Source organism: Streptomyces sp. NPDC044033 (assembly GCF_056434425.1).
In genome coordinates this window covers 19938-41706 of sequence record NZ_JBWKFF010000007.1, presented here as the reverse complement: position 1 = coordinate 41706, position 21769 = coordinate 19938, and the positions used below count along the sequence as shown (strand labels likewise).

Below are 21769 nucleotides of genomic sequence, written 5' to 3'. Positions count from 1 at the left end.
GAGAAGCTGCGGAGGAGGCGGTCACGATGGATCGTACGGACCCTGGAAACCCGTATTTGAGCGGCCTGTACGCGCCCGTGCGGGAGGAGGTCACCGCTCGCGGGCTGCCGGTCACCGGACGGATACCCGACGCCCTCAACGGCCGGTACCTCCGCAACGGACCCAACCCGATGGTCGTGGACGACCCGGCCACCCACCACTGGTTCACCGGCACGGGCATGGTGCACGGCGTGCGGCTGCGCGGCGGCCGGGCCGAGTGGTACCGCAACCGCTGGGTCCGCAGCGACTCGGTGGCCCTGCGGCTGGGCGAGAAGATGCCGCACGGCCCCCGCCACCTCGACATGGACGTGTCGCCCAACACCCACATCACCCGCTTCGCCGGCCGCTATCTCGCCACGGTCGAGGGCGGCCCGCTGCCGTACGAGCTCGACGCCGAGCTGAACACCATCGGCCCGCACGACTTCGGCGGCACCCTCCGGGGCGGCTTCGCCGCGCACACCGTCATCGATCCGAACAACGGCGAACTGCACGCGGTGGCGTACTGCTGGGCGTACCCGTACGTGACGTACCTCGTCGTCGGCGCCGACGGGCGGGTGCGGCGCTCCGTGGACATCCCCATCGAGGGCCGGCCGATGATGCACGACTTCTCGCTCACCGACTCCCACGTGCTCCTCTACGACCTGCCCGTCGTCTTCAGCACCCAGGCGGCCGCCGACGGCACGGGCTTCCCCTACGTGTGGGACCCCGAGCGGCAGCCCCGGCTGGGTGTGCTGCCGCGCGACGGGGACGCGGCGGACGTCCGCTGGCTGGAGATCGACCCCTGCTTCGTCTTCCACCCCATGAACGCCTACGAGGAGAACGGCCGCATCACCGTCCGCCTCGCCCGCTACGACCGGCTCTTCGGCAAGGGCAGCGCGGGACCCGACGAGTCCCCGCCGCTGCTGGAGCGGTGGACCGTCGACCTCGCCGCGGGGTCCGTCTCGCGCGAGCGGCTCGACGACCGGCCGATGGAGTTCCCGCGCGTCGACCCGCGCCGGCACACCCTGCCGCACCGGTACGGCTACGGCGTCCTGGCCCCGGGGGAGGGCTACGCGGACAGCACCGCCCGTCTGCACCTCGCCGATCAGGGGGCGCCGGCCGGCGGCGGCCGGGTGGGGGCGGGGCTGGTCAAGTACGACCTGGAGCGCGGCACCAGCGAGGTCCGCCGGAACGCACCGGGGGAGGACAGCGGCGAGGCGGTGTTCGTCCCCGCGGGCCCGCACTCCGCCGAGGACGACGGCTGGCTCCTGTCGTACGTCTTCGATCCGGCGCGCGGCGCGAGCGACCTCGTCATACTCGCCGCGCAGGACATCGCGGGCGACCCGGTGGCCCGGGTGCACCTGCCGGTCCGGGTCCCGATCGGCTTCCACGGCAACTGGCTGCCGGACGCGCGGTGATGACGGGCTGAGCGGTCCGCGGGGCGAGCGGGCGGGGCGGCCTGTCCGGTGACCGGACCGGTCCGTGGGAGCGCCGTCCGGCCCGTAACGGACGGCCGGTTCGCCCGGCGCGGATATGGGCCCGAACTCGGGCCCGCAGGCATGCTTTCCCCAACGGCCCCGCGCTGACAACATACAGGTGGCCTGTGGTGTCCCCGGCAGTGGCCGGGGGCGGCGGTGCGGGCGTGTGCGGACGGACCGGGAGCGGGCCGTGGGCGGGGAGGAACGCATGACCGAGGTGTTCTTGCGGCGCCTGACGCGCTGGCAGGCCGATCAGCAGCGGGAAGCCGTCGCGGACTTGTACGCCGCGGCGTACCGCGGGGCCTCCGGGCAGGAGTTCCACGACCGTCGGGTGTTCCTCGACCGGTTCGCGGACCATGTGCAGCGGCCCGGCTTCGACATGATCATCGCCGGCGGCGCGGGCCTGGCCGGCTGCGTCTACGGCTTCCCGCCCGACCGCGACGGAGAGTTCTGGCAGGGCTTCCGGGGCGGCGTCTCGCACGAGGTCGAGGAACTCACCGCCCTCGGACGGATCTTCATCATCGCCGAACTCATGGTCCTCCCCGCGTTCCGCCGCAACCACGTCGCGACCCGCCTCCAGGACCAGCTGCTCGCCCGCGGCACCGCCCGCATGGTGGCCGTACTGGTCGAACCGTCGAACATACCGGCCCGTACGGCCTACCGGTCCTGGGGGTGGACGAAGCTCGGGGACGTTTCGCCGGTGGGCGGCAGGCCCGAACTGGAGGCGTGGAGCCGGGAGTTGAGACCCTGACCCTCGCTTCCGGCTCCCTGGACCCCGCCGCCCCCGGCCACCGGCCGGGTCCCGCGCGCAGGCGCCCGCAGCCCGGCCGCCGTGACGAGCGCGCCGATCACGGCCGCGACGAGCGGTACGACCAGCGCCGCCCGCAACCCCTCCAGCGCGGCGCCGGGAGCGTGGCCGGAACCCGTGGCGGCGACGGCGACCGTGGACACCACCGAGAGCCCGAGAGCCGCGCCGAACTGGGTGGAGGTGTACAACAGCCCGCCGGCGAGCCCCTGTTCCGACGTGGCGACACCGTCCGTGGCGGCGATGGTGAGCGGGCCGTAGCTGAGCGCGAAGGCGAGGCCGATCAGGAGGAAGGCCGGGGCCATCAGCCCGTACGACCAGTCCGGGCCGAGCGGGAGGAACAGCGCGTACGCCACGACGGCGAGCACCAGCCCGGCGAGGATCACCCGCACATTCCCGAACCGCCGCACCAGCAGCGGCGTGAGCGTCGGGGACAGCGCGGCGTCGATGCCGAGGGGCAGCAGGGCCAGGCTCGTACGCATCGGCGACCAGCCGCGCTGCTCCTGGAGGTAGAGGACGGCGAGGAGCTGGAATCCGAAGAACGACCCGACGAACATCATCGCCCCCAGGTTCGCCCGGATCAGCGCGCCCGACCGGAGCACCCCGAACCGCACCAGGGGCGTAGCCGACCGCCGCTCGATGACCACGAACACACCCAGCAGCGCGAGGCCCGCGGTGAACGAGCCGATCGTGAAGCCCAGCCCCTCGGCCCCGTGCTCCAGCCGCACCACGGCGAAGACGATCAGAAGCATCGCCCCCGTCACGCTGACCGCGCCGGGCAGGTCGAAGCCGCGTAGGGAACCCGGACCCCTGGAGCCCCGCCCGGTGGGGGGCTCGTGGGGGATGAGGCGCAGGGCGGCGAGGAGTATCGCGGCGGCGAGGGCGACGGGGGCGAAGAACACCCACCGCCAGCCGAGCGAGGTGAGCAGCCCGCCCAGGACCAGCCCGAGCGAGAAGCCGCCCGCCGACGTCCCCGCGTAGACGAGCAGCGCCTTGGCGCGCCGCGGGCCCTGGGCGAACATCGTGGTGATGATGGACAGCCCGGCCGGCACGGTGAAGGCCGCCGCCACGCCCGTCACGAAGCGGGCCACGATGAGCATCCAGCCCTCGCTCGCGAGCCCGCCCAGCCCGGAGAAGGCGAGGAACACGGCGAGCCAGAGCACGAACATCCGCCGCCGCCCCAGCAGATCCGCCGCGCGCCCGCCGAGCAGGATGAACCCGGCGTAACCCAGTACGTACCCGCTCATCACCCACTGGAGGGAGCCGGTGGACAGCCCCAGGTCGGCGCGGATGGACGGCAGGGCGACGTTCATCATCGCCAGGTCGGCGCCCTCAAGGAAGATCGCGCCGCAGAGCACGAGCAGCACGGCGCGGGCGCGTCCGCGGATGAGGGCGTCGCCGCCGGGTCCCGGTCCCGTCGAGCCGGACGGTCCGCAGGGCGGGGTGGGCATGGGCCGGCTCCTTGGGGTGGTGAGGGGGAGGCCAGGGGCAGGACGGCCGGTGCCTCCGAGCGAGGCGGTTCCCTCTTGTAACCAGCCCCATCCTGCGGAACCATGGACCACTGTGGAAGAAGGCACTTCAAAGTCACCGACTGACCCCGCGGGTACCGAGGACGTCCTCGACGAGTGCGGCGACGAGCTCTGCGAGTGGGACGCCCGGCAGTGGGACACCCGGGAGGACTGCGAGGTCCGCCAGATCCTCGACCGCATCGCGGGCAAATGGTCCCTGCTCGTCATCGCCCTCCTCGACCGCCGCTCGCTGCGCTTCACGGAGCTGCGCCGCGAGGTCGACGGCATCAGCCAGCGCATGCTGACGGTGACGGTGCGCCAGCTGGAGCGCGACGGGCTCGTACGCCGTACCGTCCACCCCGTCGTGCCGCCGCGGGTGGACTACGCCCTCACGCCCCTCGGCACGACCCTGCACGCCACCATCCAGTCCCTCGTCACCTGGACCGAGCGGCACCAGGACGAGATCGCGTCGGCCCGTGCCGACTACGACCTGCGCACCGCCGCGGAACAGGCGGTCGCCGCCCAGGGGCGGTGACGGGCGGCGGCCCCCGCCGCACTGTTCACGCGTGTCCGGCCGTGTCCGGGCCCGTACGCTCCGCGGCGTCCGGGCCCCTTCGGGCGCGTACGGTCCGAGGGTCCCGCGCCCTCCGGCTGCGTCTGTGCACCGTTTGCGGGAGCCCGCCCACTCCTCCGGCGGGGAGTGGGCGCGCGTTGGGGACACCGGCCCGTGGCGGAGGGGCGGGACGACTCCGGAACGCGTGAGTGCCGGAGGGCCGGTCCGGCTCGGTCTGGACCGGCCCGCGCACCGAGTGAGCCTTTCGGGTGGTGCGGTTGTGCCGACGCCGCTGCCGCCGGGCGCGCTACAAGGCCGCGTGGTGCGGACGCCGAATGACCCCGGTCCGCTTGACGGTCGCCAGGATCGGGGACGTCTCGATACCGGTGATCCGCTCCAGCGCGCCGACCGTGCCGGTGAGGAAGGCGTAGAGCGCGTCGAGGTCGGCCGCGGCCACCGCGACCAGCAGATTGGCCTGCCCCGTGGTGGCCGCCGCGAACCGGACCTGCGGGTGGTCGCTCAGCGCCCGCGCGGTCGCCTCCAGACCGCCGGGCGCCACCGTGATCCACAGCAGCGCCTCGGCGTGGACGCCCAGCAGCGCGAGATCCACCTCGGTGGCCGGCCGCACGGCCCCGTCCCGTACGAGCGCGTCCAGCCGGCGCCGCGCGGTGAGCGCGGAGACGCCCGCACGGTGGCCCAACTCCCCGTACGTGGCCCGGCCGTCCGCGGCCAGCGCCTCGACCAGGGCGCCGTCGACCGCGGTCACGGGCGGAGGAGCGGCGGAGCGCGGCGGCTTCCCGGCAGCGGCGGGGGCGAGGGAGGCGAGCTGCTCCGGGGTGAGGAGACCGGCGGTCCAGCGCAGCGACGCCGGATAGACGCGCATCAGACTGTGCGCGGTCCAGGAGTCCACGGCGGCGGTGGCGGGCAGATCGCGCAGCAGCAAGGCGTTACGGGCGTCCGGGCCGTCCAGGAACGCGATGGTGCAGATCTCGTCGCCGCCGCCCATGATGTCCACCCACACCGTGTCGTGCCGACGCGCCAGCGTGGCGGCGACCGCGCGAATCCGGTGGGGGCGGCAGCGGATGCGCAGGGCCATCGGGATGAGACCGGTGAAGTGGGTGGGGCTGCGCACGGCCGTGGCCCGCAGGGTGCCGTCGTGGAACAGCGGCGCGGCGCGGCGGACGACCGTGCGCTCGGAGACGCCCAGACACGCGCCGACGGTGCGCCAGGAGGCGCGGGGCGAGGCGAGGAGGACGGCGGTGATCCGGCGGTCCGTGTCATCGAGCGAGTGGCGCACATTCGGCATGCTAGGCCGCATCCGTGTCCGGGTTTCTTCTCCTGGGCGGAGAATCGTGGCCATGATCCGTGCGAGACCGTAGAACGATCAGAGGATCGGTGCGGGAATCGCATGGGCAGCGCACAGGAGAGGTGACAACGATGGCGGACAGCGCGGTGACGGGCAGTGCGGTGACGGACGCGGAGCGACGGCCGGTCGTGACCACGGACCGGGGCCGGGTGCGCGGGGTGACGGAAGGCCCGGTGGCGGCCTTCCGGGGCGTCCCGTACGCGGCGTCGCCGGTGGGGAAGCTGCGCTTCGCACCGCCGCGGCCGCACGAGGGCTGGTCCGAGGTGCGGGACGCGGCGCGCCCGGGCCCGGCCGTACCGCAGAACGCCTCCCGGCTTGAGGCCGTCATGGGCCGGCGCACCCCGGACTGGGACGAGTCCGGCTGCCTCAACCTGAACGTGTGGACCCCGGCGGAGTCGCTGAGCGACCCGGCGGCCCGCCGCCCGGTCCTCGTCTGGTTCCACGGCGGCGGCTTCACCTCCGGCTCCGGCGGCTGGGACTGGTACGACGGCGGCCGGCTGGCGGCACAGGGCGGCATCGTGGTCGTCACGGCCAACTACCGGCTGGGCCCGCTGGGCTACATCCACCTGCCGGAGCCCGACTCCGACAACCTCGGCCAGCGCGACCAGGCGGCGGTGCTGCGCTGGGTGCGCGCCAACGCCGAGGCGTTCGGCGGCGACCCGGAGGCGATCACGGTCGGCGGCCAGTCGGCGGGCGCGTACTCGTCCCTGGCCCTGGCGCTCGTACCGGACACCCGCCCGCTGATCCGCGGCGTGATCGCGCAGAGCGGCCCGTGGGGCATGGACCCGCAGGACCCGGACGAGGCGACCGCGCACACGGCGGCGCTCGTGCGCCTCCTCGGCGTGGACAGCGCCCCGAACCCCGGCGACGCACTCCGCGAACTCCCGGTGGAACGCCTGCTCGCCGCGTACGCCCGGCTCTCCACGGACCTCGCCGTACCGGGCCGCATCGGCCCGCCCCTGTACCCGGTGCTCGGCGGCGCCGGCATGCCGTCGACCCCGCTGCCGCAGGCGGTCGCGGACGGTGGGCTGGGGGAGACCGGTCTGCTGATCGGCACGGTGAAGGACGAGATGACGGCGTTCGTCGGGGCCGGCGAGCACACGCGGGCGCTCACGGACCGCATGATGCGCGACGGCGCCCTGAAGATCGCCGCGGACCGCGCCGAGCAGGGCGCTCCGGCGTACGTGTACCAATTCGACCGCGGCGCGCCCGACCGTCCCGACCTGGGAGCGACCCACTGCGCTGAACTCCCCCTGCTGTTCGGGACTTTCGAAGCCTTCACCGACAGCCCGATGCTCGGGCAGCCGGCTCCGGCCGACCACACCCTGTCCACAGCCTTCGCCTCCGCCTTCGCGGCCTTCGTCGCCACGGGCTCCCCGAACGGCGAGGGCTTGGAGCCTTGGGGGGCGTACGGGACGGGGGGCGAGGTGAAGAGGTTCGGTTAGGGACGGATGGAGAACGGGCCGCGTAGGGGCACCCTCTCGGGGCCGGCGCGAAGGGCGCTCGGAGCGCCTGGCCGGCGAGGCGTTCTGAGTGCCCCGTGCGCGGCGCGGCCCGTGCTCAGCCGAGTTCGAGGCTCGTGACGCCGTACGTACGTACCACCCCGACCGACGGCGCGGGCCCGGCATACATGCGCACGGTATGCGAGACGGGCTCCAGCCCGCGTGCCGTGGCGAGATCGTGGGCGGCGCGGCGCGGCTCGGGGATGTCGAGGGAAACCGTTTCGCCCGGTCCGAGCCCGGCGGTGAGCCCGTCGAAGAGCGCCTCGGCGGCCTCGCGGGTGTCGGCGAAGAGCGGGCCGATGCGGTGGCCGTCGCGGGCGGGCCGCAGCACCCCGTACCCGGTGATGTGCCCGTCGCGCAGGTGCACGTGCGCGATGTGGCCGTCGGCCGTCAGCCAGCGGGCGAGGAAGCCGCGCCGGTCGGCGGGGAAGCACTGCCGGTCGTACGCGGCGATGGCGTCGAGGTGCTCCGCGGTGACAGGGGTGGTCACGGTGCCGGATGCGGCCGGTGCGCCGTCGCGGGCAGGGCCGCCGCCCGGGCGCCCTGCGTAGCGAATGGTGTCGTAGACGGCGGCGAACCCGGCCCGCTTGTACGTGGACTGCTGGGCGGGCACGGCGTCGAGGCCGACGGTCCGCGTACCGGCGTGCGGGAAGGCGCCGCGCCAGGTGGACAGGCCCAGGCCCTGCCCGCGGTGGTCGGGCCGGACCATGTAGTAGCCCAGGAACGCGTACGCGTCCGAGTAGTTGGCGACCGATATCGCCGCTATGGGAGGGGCGCCGGGCTCCAGGCGGCCGATGAAGAAGCCGGCGGGGTCGATCGGGTGGAAGGCGGCCGTGTCGCCGAGGCCGGGGTTCCACCCCTCCTCGGCGGCCCACTCCTCCACCTGGTGCCATTCCTCCAGGGAAGCGGTGCTGACGGTGAGTTCGCCGAGGGGGTGCATGTCTTCAGTGGTTCCCTTCTCGATACTGACGGTTCGCCGGGCAGGCGGTGGGTGCGGACCGCACCGGGCCTGGTCCGATCAGATCAGGTCCATGGCGGCCACCTCGTCGGGGCTGCCGTAGCTGACGGGGCCCTGGAAGCGCCGGCGGGCGTTGGCGAACCACCACACCGTGGCGATCAGCAGCACCACCCCGAGCGCGATCGGCGCGTAGTTGAAGGAGGACGCGGTGATCGGGTACGCCTGGGGCAGCATGAACAGCACATTGCTGATCACGATCCAGGTCACGGCGACGCCCGCGACGAGCTTGCCGTAACGGCCCAGATTCCAGGGGCCGGGCTGGAAGTTGTTCAGCCGCAGCCGAAGGAAAATCGGCACACCGTAGGCGAGGAAGAGCCCCACGACATTGACGCTCACAATGGCCGTGAACGCGGTGTGTGACCACCAGCCGGGTATGACCAGCACCAACGGGCAGACAGCGGCGAGCCATACGGCCTTGACGGGCGTACGGGTACGCGGGGACACGGAATGCCACCAGCGGGAGCCCGGCATCGCGCCGTCCCGGGAGAAGGCGAAGATCTGCCGGGTATTGCTGGTCATGTTGGCCAGCCCGCAGAAGAGCATGGCGCCGATCACGATCAGCAGCAGCAGCTTGGCGGTGCCCATGCCGAGCGCGTCGATGAGAATCTGCACCGGCGGCGCCGTGGAGCTCGCCTCGTGCGCGTAATCGCGGATCGCGTAGATCAGGGCGAGCATGAGGATGAGCCCGGCGATCGCGGAGTAGGCGATCGCGCGCATGATGCCCCGGGGCGCGTTGACGGTGGCCTGCACCGTTTCCTCGGACATGTGGAAACTGCCGTCGAATCCCGTGAAGGTCCAGCTCGTGACGAGCAGGCCCAGCATTCCGCCGTACAACCCGCTGGTGAATCCCGTGTTGTTGGCGAAATGGGTCACGAACGAGGCGGGCTGGTGCTGGGTGGGGATCACGACCAGGGTGGCGACGATGATCACCATGCCGACCAGCAGCCACCACACCGAGATCCGGTTCAGCACGGCGACCAGCTGCACGGTGTAGGTGTTGGCCAGCGCCTGGATCAGCAGGATCACCGCGGTGATGGCGACCGTGTGCTGGGCCGTGGCCTGGTAGGAGGGCCACTGCATCGAGATGAACGCCTGGATGAAGGTGGCGGCGGCGAAGTTGGTGGCGGCCGTTCCGCCGACCTGTCCGACGAAGTTGAGCCAGCCCGTGTACCAGGACCAGGCGCCGCGGTGCCGCTTGGCGAGCTTGCCGGCGGAGAAGTACAGGGCGCCGCTGGTCGGGTAGGCCGAGGCGATCTCACCCATCGAGGCGCCGACGAACAGCACCATGACGGAAACGCCGATCCAGCCGAAGACGAGAACCGAGGGGCCGCCGGCGTTCATTCCGAAACCGAAGGAGGAGAAGATCCCGGAAATGATGTTGATGATGGTGAAGGATATCGCGAAGTTATCGAAGGCCCGGAACCTCCGGGTGAGTTTTCTTGGATATCCCATGGCGTGCAGGGTGGCATCGTCGTCGAGGGTGTCGGGTGGCAACTCGTGACGTGATTTCGAGCGGGACAGGGACGTGCGCTCGGACACAACCGTGACCTTTCTGATAGGGGGAGCGGAGGGCGGGGAAAGTCTGAAAAATACCGCAGGGAAGGCAGGCGGCTTCTCCTTGCGGATAACCGGTGGCCAAGGCTGTGCGTCAGTTTATAAATTACGCAATGAATCAGGCCGTCCCCGGTACGGGAAGACCGCATGAGCGTCTTGCCTTGGTCAGTTGCTCCTCGGGTTCGCCGAATGCGCTCCAGGGCATTCGGGATGCGTACGGGCCCATGGCCGTGAAGACTTCGCGCGCCTCGAATTCGCACTTCGCCATGTAGAGCGCGTGCGCGAGATACGCCAGATCCAGCACCGGAGTGAACTGGTACTGGGCCACCTGGGGAAACCAGCTGTGGTAAATCCCCATCGCGGTCGCCCGCCACTGCGCCTGCTCCCAGGTGCGGTCGGCCAGCAGCGCGTTGGAGTCGTAGTCCTCGACCAGCGCCACCAGGGGCAGCAGCCGCAGCGCGGAGGTGGCCGGGGCGCGCTGGCTCAGGAAGGAGGCGACGTCCCAGCGCGCGCTCGCGGACCCGCCGTGGCGGGTGAAGAAGTACGACAGAAAGCGATGGTGCGCCTCGCGGTTCCACGGGTCGAGCCGCAGAATGTGCGCGAAGAGGTACCAGGGTCCGGGCGGCGCGGTCAGCAACCCCTGCGGAGCGGGGTCGCGCGACTGCTGGAGCCGGGCGAGCGCCAGCTGTATCACCCACGGCGTCGGGTCCTCGGGCAGCAGCTCGGCCGCCCGCTCGCAGGCCGCTTGCGCTATCCGTACGAGCGCTCCCTCGCGCCGGTCGTGCGCGTCGGCCATCCGCAGGGCGCGGAGCATCGCCACCCGCGCCCACAGCAGCGCCGCTTCCGCCCCCGGTTCCTCCGCTAACCACCGCTCGGCCAGATCCGAGTCCGCCGCCTCGGAAGCCAGTACCAGTGAGCGGTGCGCCCGCAGCTCGAATTTTCCGCGCGCGTCCTTCAGTGCCTCGTGCGCACTCAGATACCGCCCTGTCCGCACATCCATACAGGCCCGTGCCAACTGACGATCATCGGCCGCCGGACGCCACACGTACTGTCCTTCGAACGCGTCAACAGCCACGATCCCCTCCCGATCCCGAAGACGGCGGCACCAGTCACGCGTACGTCCCGTCCGTACCGAATTCCATCGGATCTATTCGCAAGATCCACCAGCAGCGGGCCATACCCTACTCACCGCTAAGGCGTATCGAAACTAGTCGCCTGGAATATCTGGTTCCATACCGTTTAGGGTTTCTTCCGGCTATCCGTGCCCCAAGGCGATGTCTATGCACTTGGCATATGCCATACCGAGGGGCGGTCGACAGGTGAGGATGACGGGTGGCGGACGAGGCCGGCGGCTGAGGCGTCCGGGTACCGCACCGCTCCGGCTTGCGGTTGCCGCTGCGTCAACTTCTACGGTCGTCCGTAAGGCCGGAGCGACCGGCCCGGTGATGGGAGGCAGGGCATGGCCTGGTCGATCGCGGACGTGGCCCGGATGTCCGGGGTGACGTCCCGGACGCTGCGGCACTACGACGAGATCGGCCTGCTGCCACCGGCGTGGATCGGGAGCAACGGGCACCGCTACTACGAGGAAGCCGATCTGCTGCGGCTGCAACAGATCCTGCTGATGCGGGAGTTGGACGTGGGGCTGCGCGAGATCCGCGCCGCCCTGGACAGCCGGCTCGACCGGGTGGCCGTGCTCCGCGAGCACCACCGACGACTGCTGGCGGAACGGGCCCGGCTGGAGACGCTCAGCCGCACGGTCGCGCGCACCATCGCCGAACTGGAGGAAGGCAAGGACGACAACGGCATGACAACGATCAACAGGCCCGAGAACCTGTTCGAGGGCTTCGAGCCCACCGACTACGACGACGAGGTGCGCGAGCGCTGGCCGGCCGCGTGGGAGGAGTCACGGCAGGCCATCGGCTCGATGACCGACGCCGACAAGGAGCGGTGGCAGCGCGAGGTGACGGCGCAGCTGATCCGCCTGGCGGATCTCATGGTGTCCGGCACCCCGGTCGGCCACCCCGCCGTACAGGCCGAGATGGACGACCACTACCAGGGCGTCTGCCGCTACTGGACCCCGAACGCGGAGGCGTACAAGGGCCTCGGCCGCACCTACGTCGACGACCCCCGGATGCGCGCGAACTACGACAAGATCGCCGCCGGCCTGGCCGACTACCAGTGCGCCGCGATGACGGTGTACGCGGAGGCCCGGCTGAGCTGAGGGGGCTGTGCCGGCTGCCGGCTGCCGGGGGGCTGGGGCCGGGGTGCTCGTCGGCGGTCCCTCTGAGTCCGCCGCCGGCCGACCTCGGACACCGCATCCCACGGACGGGCGACGGCCGCCGACTGGGGCCGTCGCCCGTTGCCGGTGGACGCGGTGATGAGGGCGAAGCCCCGGCGACGGGGCTTCAGTTCGCGGTTGTGGGGTGGTGGCGTCGGCATGGGGGCGGGAACGCTCCTGGTGGCCGACGCCATCGGCGTGCCGTCGACTCCGGGGCGCGTACGCCGGCCACCCATCAGCCGGTGCGAGTGCAACCCGTCCGGAGAGTGGTCTTGGATTCAGAACACGACGGGCCTGCCCATCGCCGGGCGCCTCGCCGAACTACTCGCCAAGGAACGACCATGACGACGCATACCGAAGAGCGCGCCGCGCGGCTGCGTGCGGCGCTGGCGGACACGCTGGAGGCCGGCGGCCAACTGACCGACCCCACCTGGCGGAAGGTGTTCGAGGCCGTACCGCGCCATCCGTTCGTGCCGGAGTTCTGGACCCTGGCCGGCGGCGAGCAGCGGTGCCTGACGTCCGCCGACCCCCAGTGGCTTGACCTCGTGTACGCGGATGAGGCGCTGGCGACGCAGCTGACGGACGGTGTGGCCACGTCGTCGTCGACGGCACCGGGCCTGATGCTCGCCATGCTCCAGGCCCTGGACGTGGCCGACGGCCACCGGGTGCTGGAGGTGGCCACCGGCACCGGCTACAACGCGGCGCTCCTGTCGGAGCGGCTGGGCAGCCGCCAGGTGGTCACGGCGGAGGTCGACCCCGTGCTGGCCCGGGTGGCAAGAGCGCGGCTGCGAGGGCGCGGATACACGCCGCTCGTCGTCGCCGGGGACGGCCGCGACGGGTACCCGGCCCAGGCCCCGTACGACCGGCTGATCGCCACCTGCGGCTTCAGCGCCATCCCGCCTGCCTGGCTGGAGCAGGTACGGCCCGCGGGCCTGATCGTGTGCCCGCTGGGCTGGGGCACGGTGCGTCTGATCGTCAGTGACCACGGCCGCGCGGAGGGCCGGTTCCTGCCCACCGGCTCGTACTTCATGGCCGTACGAGACGCCGGCACCACCGGCACACCGGCGCACCCCGGCAGGCCGAGCGCGACGAACGGCCGAGTCACCGGACTGGACCTCGCCACTGTCGCCGAGGACGACGCGTTCCGCTTCCTGCTGTCCCTGGTCGCGCCCGACACCGCCTCCGCATCGGAGCGCGGCGACGATGGCCGCGTCACGGCCGTGGAGCTGTGGAGCGCTGATGGGTCATGGGCGCGCGCGGAGGGCGGGTCCGTATGGCAGGCCGGGCCCCGCCTGCTGTGGGACGCGGTGGAGGCCGCACACCAGCTGTACACCGAGCACGACCGCCCCGGCCGGGAACGCTTCGGCATGACCGTGACAGTCGAAGGGCAGCGCATCTGGTTGGACTCTCCCAGCCGGCCCGTGCCTCATGTCCCTGTCGCGGTTCAGGAAACGCGGTACGCCGTTCGGGGAGCCCGTCGCGCCCCAGGGGGGTGACGGGCTCCTGTCGCCCTTCGGCGGCAGTGCGCCTGGCCGTGTCCGAGCCCGCGGCTCCAGTGGTGCGCTGCCCGCCACTGCCGACGGAGGCGGCGGCCGGTCGGACAGCGGGTGGCGCGTTTGAACGCGGCCGCCGCCTCTTGGAGTTGGGGCCGGAGGGGCGGGGGCACGAGAAGAGAGGGCGTGAAAGAGGCCGCACCCGCGCCCTCAGGCACGCCGTTCCCGGCGGCCCGCGGAGCGGGTGCGGCCCTGTGGCTGTCGCGGCCTGCGAATCCGCAGGTCAGACGGGGCAGCCAGAGATCAGCCCTTCTTGGTCTCCCAGAAGATCTTGTCGATCTGGGCGATGTAGTCCAGCGCCTCCTGGCCGGTCTTCGGGTCCGTCGAGCCCTTCGCCGTGCTGAGGGACTTGAGGGTGTCGTTGACCAGCTGGTGGAGCTCCGGGTACTTCTCGAAGTGCGGCGGCTTGAAGTAGTCGCTCCACAGCACGGAGACGTGGTGCTTGGCGAGTTCGGCGCGCTGTTCCTTGATGACCGTGGCGCGGGCCCGGAAGTGGGGGTCCTCGTTGGCCTGGTACTTCTCCTGGACGGCCTTGACCGACTCGGCCTCGATGCGTGCCTGAGCCGGGTCGTAGACGCCGCAGGGGAGGTCGCAGTGGGCGCTGACCTTCACCTTTGGGGCGAACAGGCGGGAAAGCATGTGCTGTCCTTCCTCGTGATCGTCTTCTCAGGTGCGAGATTACTCGCTGTGGGAAGGCTTTTCTCGGGTGTCCCGGGCTGCTTAGGACAAAAGTCCAGTGTCAGTCTGGGACCGGCGGAGGACCGGACCGGGAGGTGCCGTGATGCAGGAGCGGGTGGACGATCGCGGGCAGGAGCGGGATCGCGAGCGTCGGGGGCCGCTGCGGATCGGGCTGGCGGAGGTGTACAACCCATCGATGGCGCCGACGCTGAACCCGGGCGACCATCTGGTGGTGCAGTACGGCGCGCCGGTCCGGCCCGGCGATGTGGTGCTGCTGCGTCATCCGTTCCGGCAGGACCTGCTGATCGTCAAGCGCGCCGTGCAGCGGCGCGAGGGCGGCTGGTGGGTGCTGGGGGACAACCCCTACGTCGAGAACGACAGCCGCGAGTTCGGCGCCGTGCCGGATGAGTTCGTGGTCGCCCGCGCCGTGGTACGGCTGCGCCGGCCGCCGCGGGCGGGTCAGCGCTCGGCGGCGGCGCTGCTGTCGTGGGCCGCCTCGGCGGTACGGCCCGTGTTGCGCTCCTCGTTCGCCCGGTAGCCGGCCGCTTCGACGCGGGCACCGGCGAGCGGGTCCGTACCGGGAGGCGTGGGGGCGACTGAGCTTTTACGGGCATCCGTGCCCGTATCCGTACCGGCGGTCGCGCCCGCCTCCGCACGGGCCCGTTCCCGCTCCGCCTCCTCGCGCTTGCGCGCGCGGTACGCCGCCACGTTCGCCCGTGTCGCGCACCGGTCCGAGCAGTAGCGGCGCGAGCGGTTCGTCGACGTGTCGAGGTACGCGTTGCGGCACGGCGCGGCCTGGCAGATGCCCAGGCGGTCGACGCCGTACTCGGTGAGGTGCACGGCCAGGCCCATGCACGCCGTCGCCGTGTAGCTCGCACTCGCGTTCACCGCGTGGTCGGCGATGTGCATGTGCCACTTGGGGCGGCCGTTGTCGTCGCGGAACTCGTGGCCGGAGACCTGCGGGCTGACCGGGAACTCGATCAGCAGCGCGTTGAGCAGGTCCACCGCCCGTACCTCGTCGTCCTCGTTCGCCGCCTCGAAGACGGCGCGCAGCCGGGCCCGTACCGACCGCAGCCGGGTGACGTCGGCGTCGGCGGCGCGGCGGGCGGCCTGGGCGCCGTTGCCGAAGAGCTCGCGGACCGCGTCCACGGAGGTGAGCGTGTCGACCCCGCGGGCGGGTTCCTCGCTGTTGACCAGCCGCACGGCGTAGTCCGAGTAATAGGCCAGTTCCACTTGTGGTCCTTACGGGTGCGGATTAGGGTCGGTAATGGTCGGTTATCAATCGAGGGTATTACGAATCGGAGGGGTCGCGATGACACACGCGACACAGCCCATAGCCACCGCCGACTGGGCGGCATGGCAGGCAAGTTGGGACCGCCAGCAGGAGTGGTACATGCCGGACCGCGAGGAGCGGTTCCGCGTCATGCTCGACATGGTCGAGGCGCTCGTCGGCCCCAAGCCCCGCGTGCTGGACCTCGCCTGCGGCACCGGCAGCATCTCGGACCGGCTGCTGAAGCGGCTGCCCGAAGCCGTCAGCACCGGCGTCGACCTCGACCCCGCGCTGCTGACCATCGCACGCGGCTCCTTCGACGGCGACCCGCGCGTCGAGTTCGTCACCGCGGACCTCAAGGACCCCGACTGGCCGGCCCGGCTCCCGTACGACAGCTACGATGCCGTGCTCACCGCCACCGCCCTCCACTGGCTGCACAGCGACCCGCTGCGGACCCTGTACGGGCAGCTCGCGCACCTGGTCCGCGATGGCGGCGTCTTCATGAACGCCGACCACATGCCCGACGAGGCCACGCCCCGCATCAACGCGGCCGACCGCGCCCAGCGCCACGCCCGGCAGGAGCGGGCCAAGGCCGAGGGCGCGCTCGGCTGGCGCGAGTGGTGGGACGTCGTGGCCGCCGACCCGCTGCTCGCCGGGCCGACCGCCGAGCGCTTCGAGATCTACGGCGAGCACGCGGACGGCGACACGCCCTCGGCCGACTGGCACGCCCGTACGCTCCGCGAGGCCGGGTTCGCCGAGGCCCGGACCGTGTGGCGCTCGCCCTCGGACGCTCTGGTGCTCGGCCTCAAGTGACCCCGGGCCCGTAAACACCGCCTGCGCAGTACGACAGCGCCGGGCGGGTGCCCTGGAGGCAGCCGCCCGGCGCTGTATGTGCGGAACCCCTACAGCACCTTCGACAGGAACGACTTCGTCCGCTCGTGCCGCGGATTCGTCAGCACCTCCCGCGGGTTCCCCGACTCCACCACCGCCCCGTCGTCCATGAACACGACCGAGTCGCCGACCTCCCGCGCGAACCCCATCTCGTGCGTCACCACGATCATCGTCATGCCGTCCTCGGCCAGCGAGCGCATCACGTCCAGCACATCGCCGACCAGCTCCGGGTCGAGCGCCGACGTCGGCTCGTCGAAGAGCATCAGCTTCGGCTCCATGGCCAGCGCCCGCGCGATCGCCACCCGCTGCTGCTGGCCGCCGGAGAGCTGCGCCGGGTAGTTCGCCGCCTTGTCGGCCAGCCCGACGCGGTCGAGCAGCCGCTCCGCCCGCTCCCGCGCCACCGCCTTGGTCTCCCGCTTCACCTGCACCGGGGCCTCCATGACGTTCTCGATCGCCGTCATGTGGGGGAACAGGTTGAAGCGCTGGAAGACCATGCCGATGTCGCTCCGCTTCGCGGCGACCTCGCGGTCCTTGAGCTCGTACAGCTTGTTGCCCTGCTGCCGGTAGCCGACCAGCTCGCCGTCGACCGACAGCCGGCCGGCGTTGACCTTCTCCAGGTGGTTGATGCACCGAAGGAAGGTGGACTTGCCGGAGCCGGACGGGCCGATCAGGCAGAACACCTCGCGGGGGGCGACCTCCAGGTCGATGCCCTTGAGTACGTGCGTCGGGCCGAAGGACTTGTGGACGCCCTCGGCCTTCACCATGGCTGTCATACGTTCCCCCTCGGGGCACCCAGCGAGAGCAGGTTCGTCCTGACCTTCTGCCACGGGGTCCGCGGCAGTTGGCGCAGGGAGCCGCGGGCGAACCGCCGCTCCAGGTAGTACTGGCCGATGCTGAGCACGCTGGTCATCACCAGGTACCAGGCGGCCGCCAGGAAGAGCATCTCCACCGTCGCGCCGGATGTCCGGCCGACGTTCGACGCCGCTTGCAACAGGTCGTAGTACTGCACGGCGATCACCAGCGACGTGGTCTTGAGCATGTTGATGAACTCATTGCCCGTCGGCGGCACGATCACCCGCATCGCCTGCGGCAGTACGATCCGGCGCAGCGTCTTGGCGTGGCTCATGCCCAGCGCCTGCGACGCCTCGGTCTGGCCCTCGTCGACCGACTGGATGCCGGCCCGGCAGATCTCGGCCATATAGGCCGCCTCGTTCAGACCGAGCCCCAGCAGGGCGGCCAGGAACGGGGTCATGAAGGACGACCAGTAGTCCTTGTAGATCGGCCCGAGGTTGATGTACTCGAAGACCAGGCCCAGGTTGAACCAGACCAGCAGCTGCACATAGACCGGCGTACCGCGGAAGAACCAGATATAGCCCCAGGCGATGGACGACGTCACCGGGTTCTTCGACAGCCGCATGACGGCCAGGATGACGCCGAGGACCACGCCGACGACCATCGCGCAGATCGTGATCCAGATGGTGTTGCGGACGCCCTTGAGGATGTCGGCGTCGAAGAAGTAGTCCGGGACGGCGCCCCAGTTCAGCTTCCCCTGGGCGAAGGCGTTGACGAGCAGGACCAGGAGGACGACCGCGATGACGGCCGAGATCCAGCGCCCGTAGTGCCGTACCGGTACGGCCTTGATGGCCTCCGGCACGGCGGGGGAGGGAGGGGGCGCGTCGGCCGGCTCCTCCGCCTTGTTGAGCTTGTCAGTCACGGGTGTTGCCTTTCAGCAGGACCTTTCGGCGGGACCTTTCAGGAGGGCTTCTCCACGGGAACCGGGTCGGCGCGCCGCGGCCTTTCGGCCGAACCGGATCGGTGCCGCGGGCCGGGCCTGTGCCACGGGCGCCGGGGCGGCGCCGCCGGCCGCCCTGTGTCGCGGCCCGCGGCGGCACAGACCTCGGTCAGGAACCGGCACCGCCGTTGACCTTGGCCTCCTTGAGCGCGCCGGCCTCGACGCCCCACTTGTCCAGGATCTTCTTGTACTCGCCGTTCTTGATGATCGCGTCGAGCCCGGCCTTGATCGCGTCCCGCAGCTGCGTCTGGTCCTTGCTGAGCGCCATGCCGTACGGGGCCGCCTGGATCTGGTCGCCGACCATCTCGAAGTCCTTGCCGCCGCCCGAGGTCTTCACGGCGTACGCGGCCACCGGGAAGTCGCTGGAGCCCGCGTCCGCGCCGCCGCCGCGCAGCCGGGTCTGGGCCTGCACGTCATCGTCGAACGCCTCGATCGAGATCTGCTTCGACCCGCACTTCTTCGACTGTTCCTTGGCCTTGTCGTGCGAGACGGTGCCGCGCTGCACCACGATCTTCTTGCCGCACAGGTCGTCCCAGCCCTTGATGCCCTGGGTCTTGCCCTTGGGGGTGTAGATCGAGACGCCGGCCGAGAAGTAGTCGACGAAGTCGACGCCCTCGCCGACCTTCTTGCTGGTGTCGGGGTCGACGCCGGTCTGCCGGTCCTTGTTGTCCGTCATCGCCGACATCGCGACGTCGTAGCGCTTGGAGCGCAGCCCGGCCAGCAGGGTGTCGAAGGTTGAGTTGTTGAACTTGAACTCGACGCCCAACTGCTTGCCGACGGCCGCCGCGATGTCCGGGTCGAGGCCGACGGTCCGGCCTTCCTTCTTGAACTCGACCGGCGGGTACGCGATGTCGGAGCCGACCTTGATGACGCCGGTGTCCTGGATCTGCTTGGGCAGCTTGTCGTGGAGCGGGGCCTTGGACGCCGACGCCCGGTCGCCGCCGGACTTCTTCGTCTGGTCGCCACAGCCCGTGAGCAGCAGGGCGCCGGCGACCGCGACCGCGCCGACAGCGGCCAAACGGCTCCTGGCGGCGGTCGAACGCGGGGTGGTGCTTGCGGTCATTGCTGGTTCCTCCTGCGAGTGAGGGAGTAGCCGAACTGGTCGGAGCACACACCATCGGGCCTCGCGACCTCGTGTGATTTGGGCATCTTGCCATCTGGACTGCTCCGATCGGGGGGCCTGCGATGTCAAAATCGGATAACGGGCTGTTCCCGTGCGGTGGCCTGACCGTGCGCGCGGACGCCCTGCGGAGCGGTACGTGGAGGCGAGATCTATCTCACGGACAGCTTGTCTCAATATGCGGGATGCTCGCCGCGGATGGATCGTTCTGTCCGCCTTGCGCGCCAGTTGCCCCCGCCGCCGGCGACCCTGGGTGACCTCCGGCGCGCTCCCGGCCTCTGCCCGGCCCTGCCTCAGCCTCCGGCCCGGCCCTGATCCGGCCCCGACCCACTCCCGACCCACCCCTGGCCCGGTCCCGCTCCGGCCCGTCGGGAATTACGCGGCCCCGGCAGGTGTCGTCCACGTGACGAAAGCAACTCGTAACCGCCCGGGGTCTTGCGCTAGAAAGGTGGGCTACACCCCTCACCCGGGGCTCGGGGCGCGCGTGCGGCGCGCCCGGCGTCCGTATTCGCCCCCGCGCGGCGGCTCAACCGCCGGCCGGGCCACGGACGCGGTGCCCGCCCGCTCCGCAACCTGGGGCGGTAACCCTCGACGAACAGATGACAAAGGGGTCAGAAGTGGCAGCGGAGATCGTGAATCCTCGCAGCGACAGCGGCGATAGCGGCGAAGGCGGCCGTGATGCCGGTATCGGTAGGGAAAGCGGTACGGACAGCGGTACGTACGGCACTCGTGACGAACCGTTCGACGCGGCCTTCGCGCTGCACCGGGGCGGCAAGATGGCCATCCAGGCGACCGTGCCGGTGCGCGACCGGGAGGACCTGTCGCTCGCCTACACGCCCGGCGTGGCCAAGGTGTGCAGCGCCATCGCCGAACAGCCCGAACTCGTCCACGACTACACCTGGAAGTCCCAGGTCGTGGCCGTCGTGACGGACGGCAGCGCGGTGCTCGGGCTCGGGGACATCGGCCCCGAGGCGTCCCTCCCGGTGATGGAGGGCAAGGCCATCCTCTTCAAGCAGTTCGGCGGCGTCGACGCGATCCCGATCGCGCTCGCCACCCAGGACGTGGACGAGATCGTCGAGACCGTGGTGCGGCTCGCGCCGTCCTTCGGCGGCGTGAACCTGGAGGACATCTCCGCGCCCCGCTGCTTCGAGATCGAGCGCAGGCTCCAGGAGCGGCTCGACGTCCCGGTCTTCCACGACGACCAGCACGGCACGGCCGTCGTCACACTGGCCGCGCTGCGCAACGCCGCGCGGCTGACCGGCCGTACGGTCGGCGAGCTGCGCGCGGTCATCTCCGGGGCGGGCGCGGCCGGGGTGGCCATCGCCAAGATCCTGACCGAGGCGGGCATCGGCGATGTCGCGGTCTGCGACCGCAAGGGCATCGTCTCGACGGACCGTACGGACCTCACCGACGTCAAGCGCGATGTCGCCGGCTTCACCAACAAGGCCGGGCTCCAGGGCTCCTTGGCCCACGCGCTCGACGGCGCGGACGTCTTCATCGGCGTCAGCGGCGGCACGGTGCCGGAGGACGCGGTGGCGAAGATGGCGCCCGGCGCGTTCATCTTCGCGATGGCCAACCCGAACCCGGAGATCCACCCGGACGTCGCGCACAGGTGCGGGGCCGCCGTCGTCGCGACCGGCCGCAGCGACTACCCGAACCAGATCAACAACGTCCTCGCCTTCCCCGGCATCTTCGCGGGCGCCCTCCAGGTGCGCGCCTCCCGGATCACCGAGGGCATGAAGCTCGCGGCGGCCGAGGCGCTGGCGGCCGTCGTCGCCGACGACCTGAGCGCGGAGTGCGTGATTCCGTCACCCTTCGACGAGCGCGTCGCTCCGGCGGTCACGGCGGCCGTGGCCGCGGCGGCCCGAGCGGAGGGCGTCGCCCGCCGCTGACGGCCGTACTGGCGTGCCGCCCGTGCGGGCGCAGTGTCTGTACGGGCGTACGGGCGTACGGGCTGTACGGGCCTGCGGGCTGTACGGGCCTACGGGCTGTACGGGCGTATGGGCCGGGGTGCGAGTGCGTACCCCGGCCCGTGTCGTTCATGGGCGTACGGCCGTACGGGCCCGCGGGCCTGTGGCCGTACGGGTCCACGGAGCTGCGGCCCACGGCCCACGTGCCTGTGGGCACACGGACACACATGCCTGTGGACGTGACGCGGGTTACAGGGACGATCGGCCCGCCGCGCAACGCGCTCTGCGGGAGCGAGCGGCCCGCCGCCCAGGCGATTGGTTCCGGCTCGCGGCACGACAGCCCGTCTCGGGGGGGGACAGAGGGATCATTTTGGGGCCCTTTTTCTTTCCCCCCCCCCCCCCTCCAACCCCCACCTTCCCCCCCGATCTTGCACAAACCCGCCTCTCTTTCCTCTCTTTCGCGATGCCGCGCTGA

At 71.3% G+C, this 21769-nt stretch carries 18 protein-coding genes and 1 pseudogene; 9 read left to right on the top strand and 10 right to left on the bottom strand.

Annotated features, from left to right (window positions below):
- Positions 1–26 precede the first annotated feature (26 nt).
- Both AC07AB_RS14700 and AC07AB_RS14695 read left to right on the top strand, forming a co-directional pair.
- Positions 27–1436 (top strand): carotenoid oxygenase family protein, encoded by a 1410-nt coding sequence (locus AC07AB_RS14700; protein WP_478565576.1) that lies wholly within the window; start codon positions 27–29, stop codon positions 1434–1436.
- 268 nt (positions 1437–1704) lie between these two features.
- A complete protein-coding gene (locus AC07AB_RS14695) occupies positions 1705–2247 on the top strand; it encodes a GNAT family N-acetyltransferase (protein WP_478565574.1) in 543 nt (180 codons plus the stop codon).
- Here the strand turns inward: AC07AB_RS14695 and AC07AB_RS14690 are convergent.
- Positions 2154–3752, bottom strand: coding sequence for an MFS transporter (locus tag AC07AB_RS14690; RefSeq protein ID WP_478565571.1), 1599 nt, complete (start codon positions 3750–3752; stop codon positions 2154–2156). The two genes, AC07AB_RS14695 and AC07AB_RS14690, sit on opposite strands and share 94 nt — an antisense overlap.
- 112 nt (positions 3753–3864) lie before the next feature.
- On the opposite strand from AC07AB_RS14690, the gene AC07AB_RS14685 reads away from it, so the two are divergent.
- Entirely contained in the window at positions 3865–4344 is a 480-nt protein-coding gene (locus tag AC07AB_RS14685; RefSeq protein ID WP_478565568.1) for a winged helix-turn-helix transcriptional regulator, read from the top strand.
- A 325-nt stretch (positions 4345–4669) separates the two neighbouring features.
- Here AC07AB_RS14685 and AC07AB_RS14680 read toward each other — a convergent pair whose 3' ends face one another.
- The gene (locus AC07AB_RS14680; RefSeq protein WP_478565565.1) at positions 4670–5668 is read right to left on the bottom strand and encodes an Lrp/AsnC family transcriptional regulator; all 999 of its coding nucleotides are present in this window, start codon (positions 5666–5668) and stop codon (positions 4670–4672) included.
- Between the two features lie 131 nt (positions 5669–5799).
- Between AC07AB_RS14680 and AC07AB_RS14675 the strand changes: the two genes are divergently transcribed.
- On the top strand, positions 5800–7173 hold the full coding sequence (locus AC07AB_RS14675; protein WP_478565562.1) for a carboxylesterase/lipase family protein: 1374 nt from the start codon (positions 5800–5802) through the stop codon (positions 7171–7173).
- 115 nt (positions 7174–7288) lie between these two features.
- On the opposite strand, the gene AC07AB_RS14670 is transcribed toward AC07AB_RS14675, so the two are convergent.
- From AC07AB_RS14670 to AC07AB_RS14660, 3 genes are all read right to left on the bottom strand, one after another.
- Positions 7289–8170 (bottom strand): GNAT family N-acetyltransferase, encoded by an 882-nt coding sequence (locus AC07AB_RS14670; protein WP_478565559.1) that lies wholly within the window; start codon positions 8168–8170, stop codon positions 7289–7291.
- 78 nt (positions 8171–8248) lie between these two features.
- The gene (locus AC07AB_RS14665; RefSeq protein WP_478566285.1) at positions 8249–9700 is read right to left on the bottom strand and encodes an amino acid permease; all 1452 of its coding nucleotides are present in this window, start codon (positions 9698–9700) and stop codon (positions 8249–8251) included.
- A gap of 220 nt (positions 9701–9920) precedes the next feature.
- Complete coding sequence (locus AC07AB_RS14660; protein ID WP_478565556.1) at positions 9921–10877, bottom strand: hypothetical protein; 957 nt, start codon at positions 10875–10877, stop codon at positions 9921–9923.
- 384 nt (positions 10878–11261) lie between these two features.
- On the opposite strand from AC07AB_RS14660, the gene AC07AB_RS14655 reads away from it, so the two are divergent.
- On the top strand, positions 11262–12023 hold the full coding sequence (locus AC07AB_RS14655; protein ID WP_478565554.1) for a MerR family transcriptional regulator: 762 nt from the start codon (positions 11262–11264) through the stop codon (positions 12021–12023).
- A 398-nt stretch (positions 12024–12421) separates the two neighbouring features.
- Positions 12422–13576, top strand: a complete 1155-nt coding sequence (locus AC07AB_RS14650) for a methyltransferase domain-containing protein (protein ID WP_478565551.1) — start codon at positions 12422–12424, stop codon at positions 13574–13576.
- Positions 13577–13876: 300 nt separating this feature from the next.
- Here the strand turns inward: AC07AB_RS14650 and sodN are convergent, their stop codons facing one another.
- Entirely contained in the window at positions 13877–14272 is a 396-nt protein-coding gene (gene sodN, locus AC07AB_RS14645; protein ID WP_478565548.1) for a superoxide dismutase, Ni, read from the bottom strand.
- A gap of 142 nt (positions 14273–14414) precedes the next feature.
- Here sodN and sodX point away from each other — a divergent pair, with 142 nt between their 5' ends.
- Positions 14415–14849 carry a nickel-type superoxide dismutase maturation protease gene (gene sodX, locus AC07AB_RS14640; RefSeq protein WP_478565545.1) on the top strand — a complete coding sequence of 145 codons (435 nt, stop codon included), beginning with the start codon at positions 14415–14417 and terminating at the stop codon, positions 14847–14849.
- A gap of 71 nt (positions 14850–14920) precedes the next feature.
- On the opposite strand, the pseudogene AC07AB_RS14635 reads toward sodX, so the two are convergent.
- Positions 14921–15544, bottom strand: a pseudogene (locus AC07AB_RS14635) (CGNR zinc finger domain-containing protein); the annotation flags it as partial.
- Between the two features lie 79 nt (positions 15545–15623).
- On the opposite strand from AC07AB_RS14635, the gene AC07AB_RS14630 reads away from it, so the two are divergent.
- Positions 15624–16394 carry a class I SAM-dependent methyltransferase gene (locus tag AC07AB_RS14630; RefSeq protein ID WP_478565542.1) on the top strand — a complete coding sequence of 257 codons (771 nt, stop codon included), beginning with the start codon at positions 15624–15626 and terminating at the stop codon, positions 16392–16394.
- An 89-nt stretch (positions 16395–16483) separates the two neighbouring features.
- Here AC07AB_RS14630 and AC07AB_RS14625 read toward each other — a convergent pair whose 3' ends face one another.
- From AC07AB_RS14625 to AC07AB_RS14615, 3 genes are all read right to left on the bottom strand, one after another.
- Positions 16484–17236 (bottom strand): amino acid ABC transporter ATP-binding protein, encoded by a 753-nt coding sequence (locus tag AC07AB_RS14625; protein WP_478566282.1) that lies wholly within the window; start codon positions 17234–17236, stop codon positions 16484–16486.
- 5 nt (positions 17237–17241) lie between these two features.
- Entirely contained in the window at positions 17242–18186 is a 945-nt protein-coding gene (locus AC07AB_RS14620; protein WP_478565540.1) for an amino acid ABC transporter permease, read from the bottom strand.
- A 187-nt stretch (positions 18187–18373) separates the two neighbouring features.
- Positions 18374–19327: an ABC transporter substrate-binding protein gene (locus tag AC07AB_RS14615; RefSeq protein WP_478565537.1), complete on the bottom strand. Its 954-nt coding sequence runs from the start codon at positions 19325–19327 to the stop codon at positions 18374–18376.
- Positions 19328–20001: 674 nt separating this feature from the next.
- Between AC07AB_RS14615 and AC07AB_RS14610 the strand changes: the two genes are divergently transcribed.
- Positions 20002–21276, top strand: coding sequence for an NAD(P)-dependent malic enzyme (locus AC07AB_RS14610; protein ID WP_478565534.1), 1275 nt, complete (start codon positions 20002–20004; stop codon positions 21274–21276).
- Positions 21277–21769: the final 493 nt, after the last annotated feature.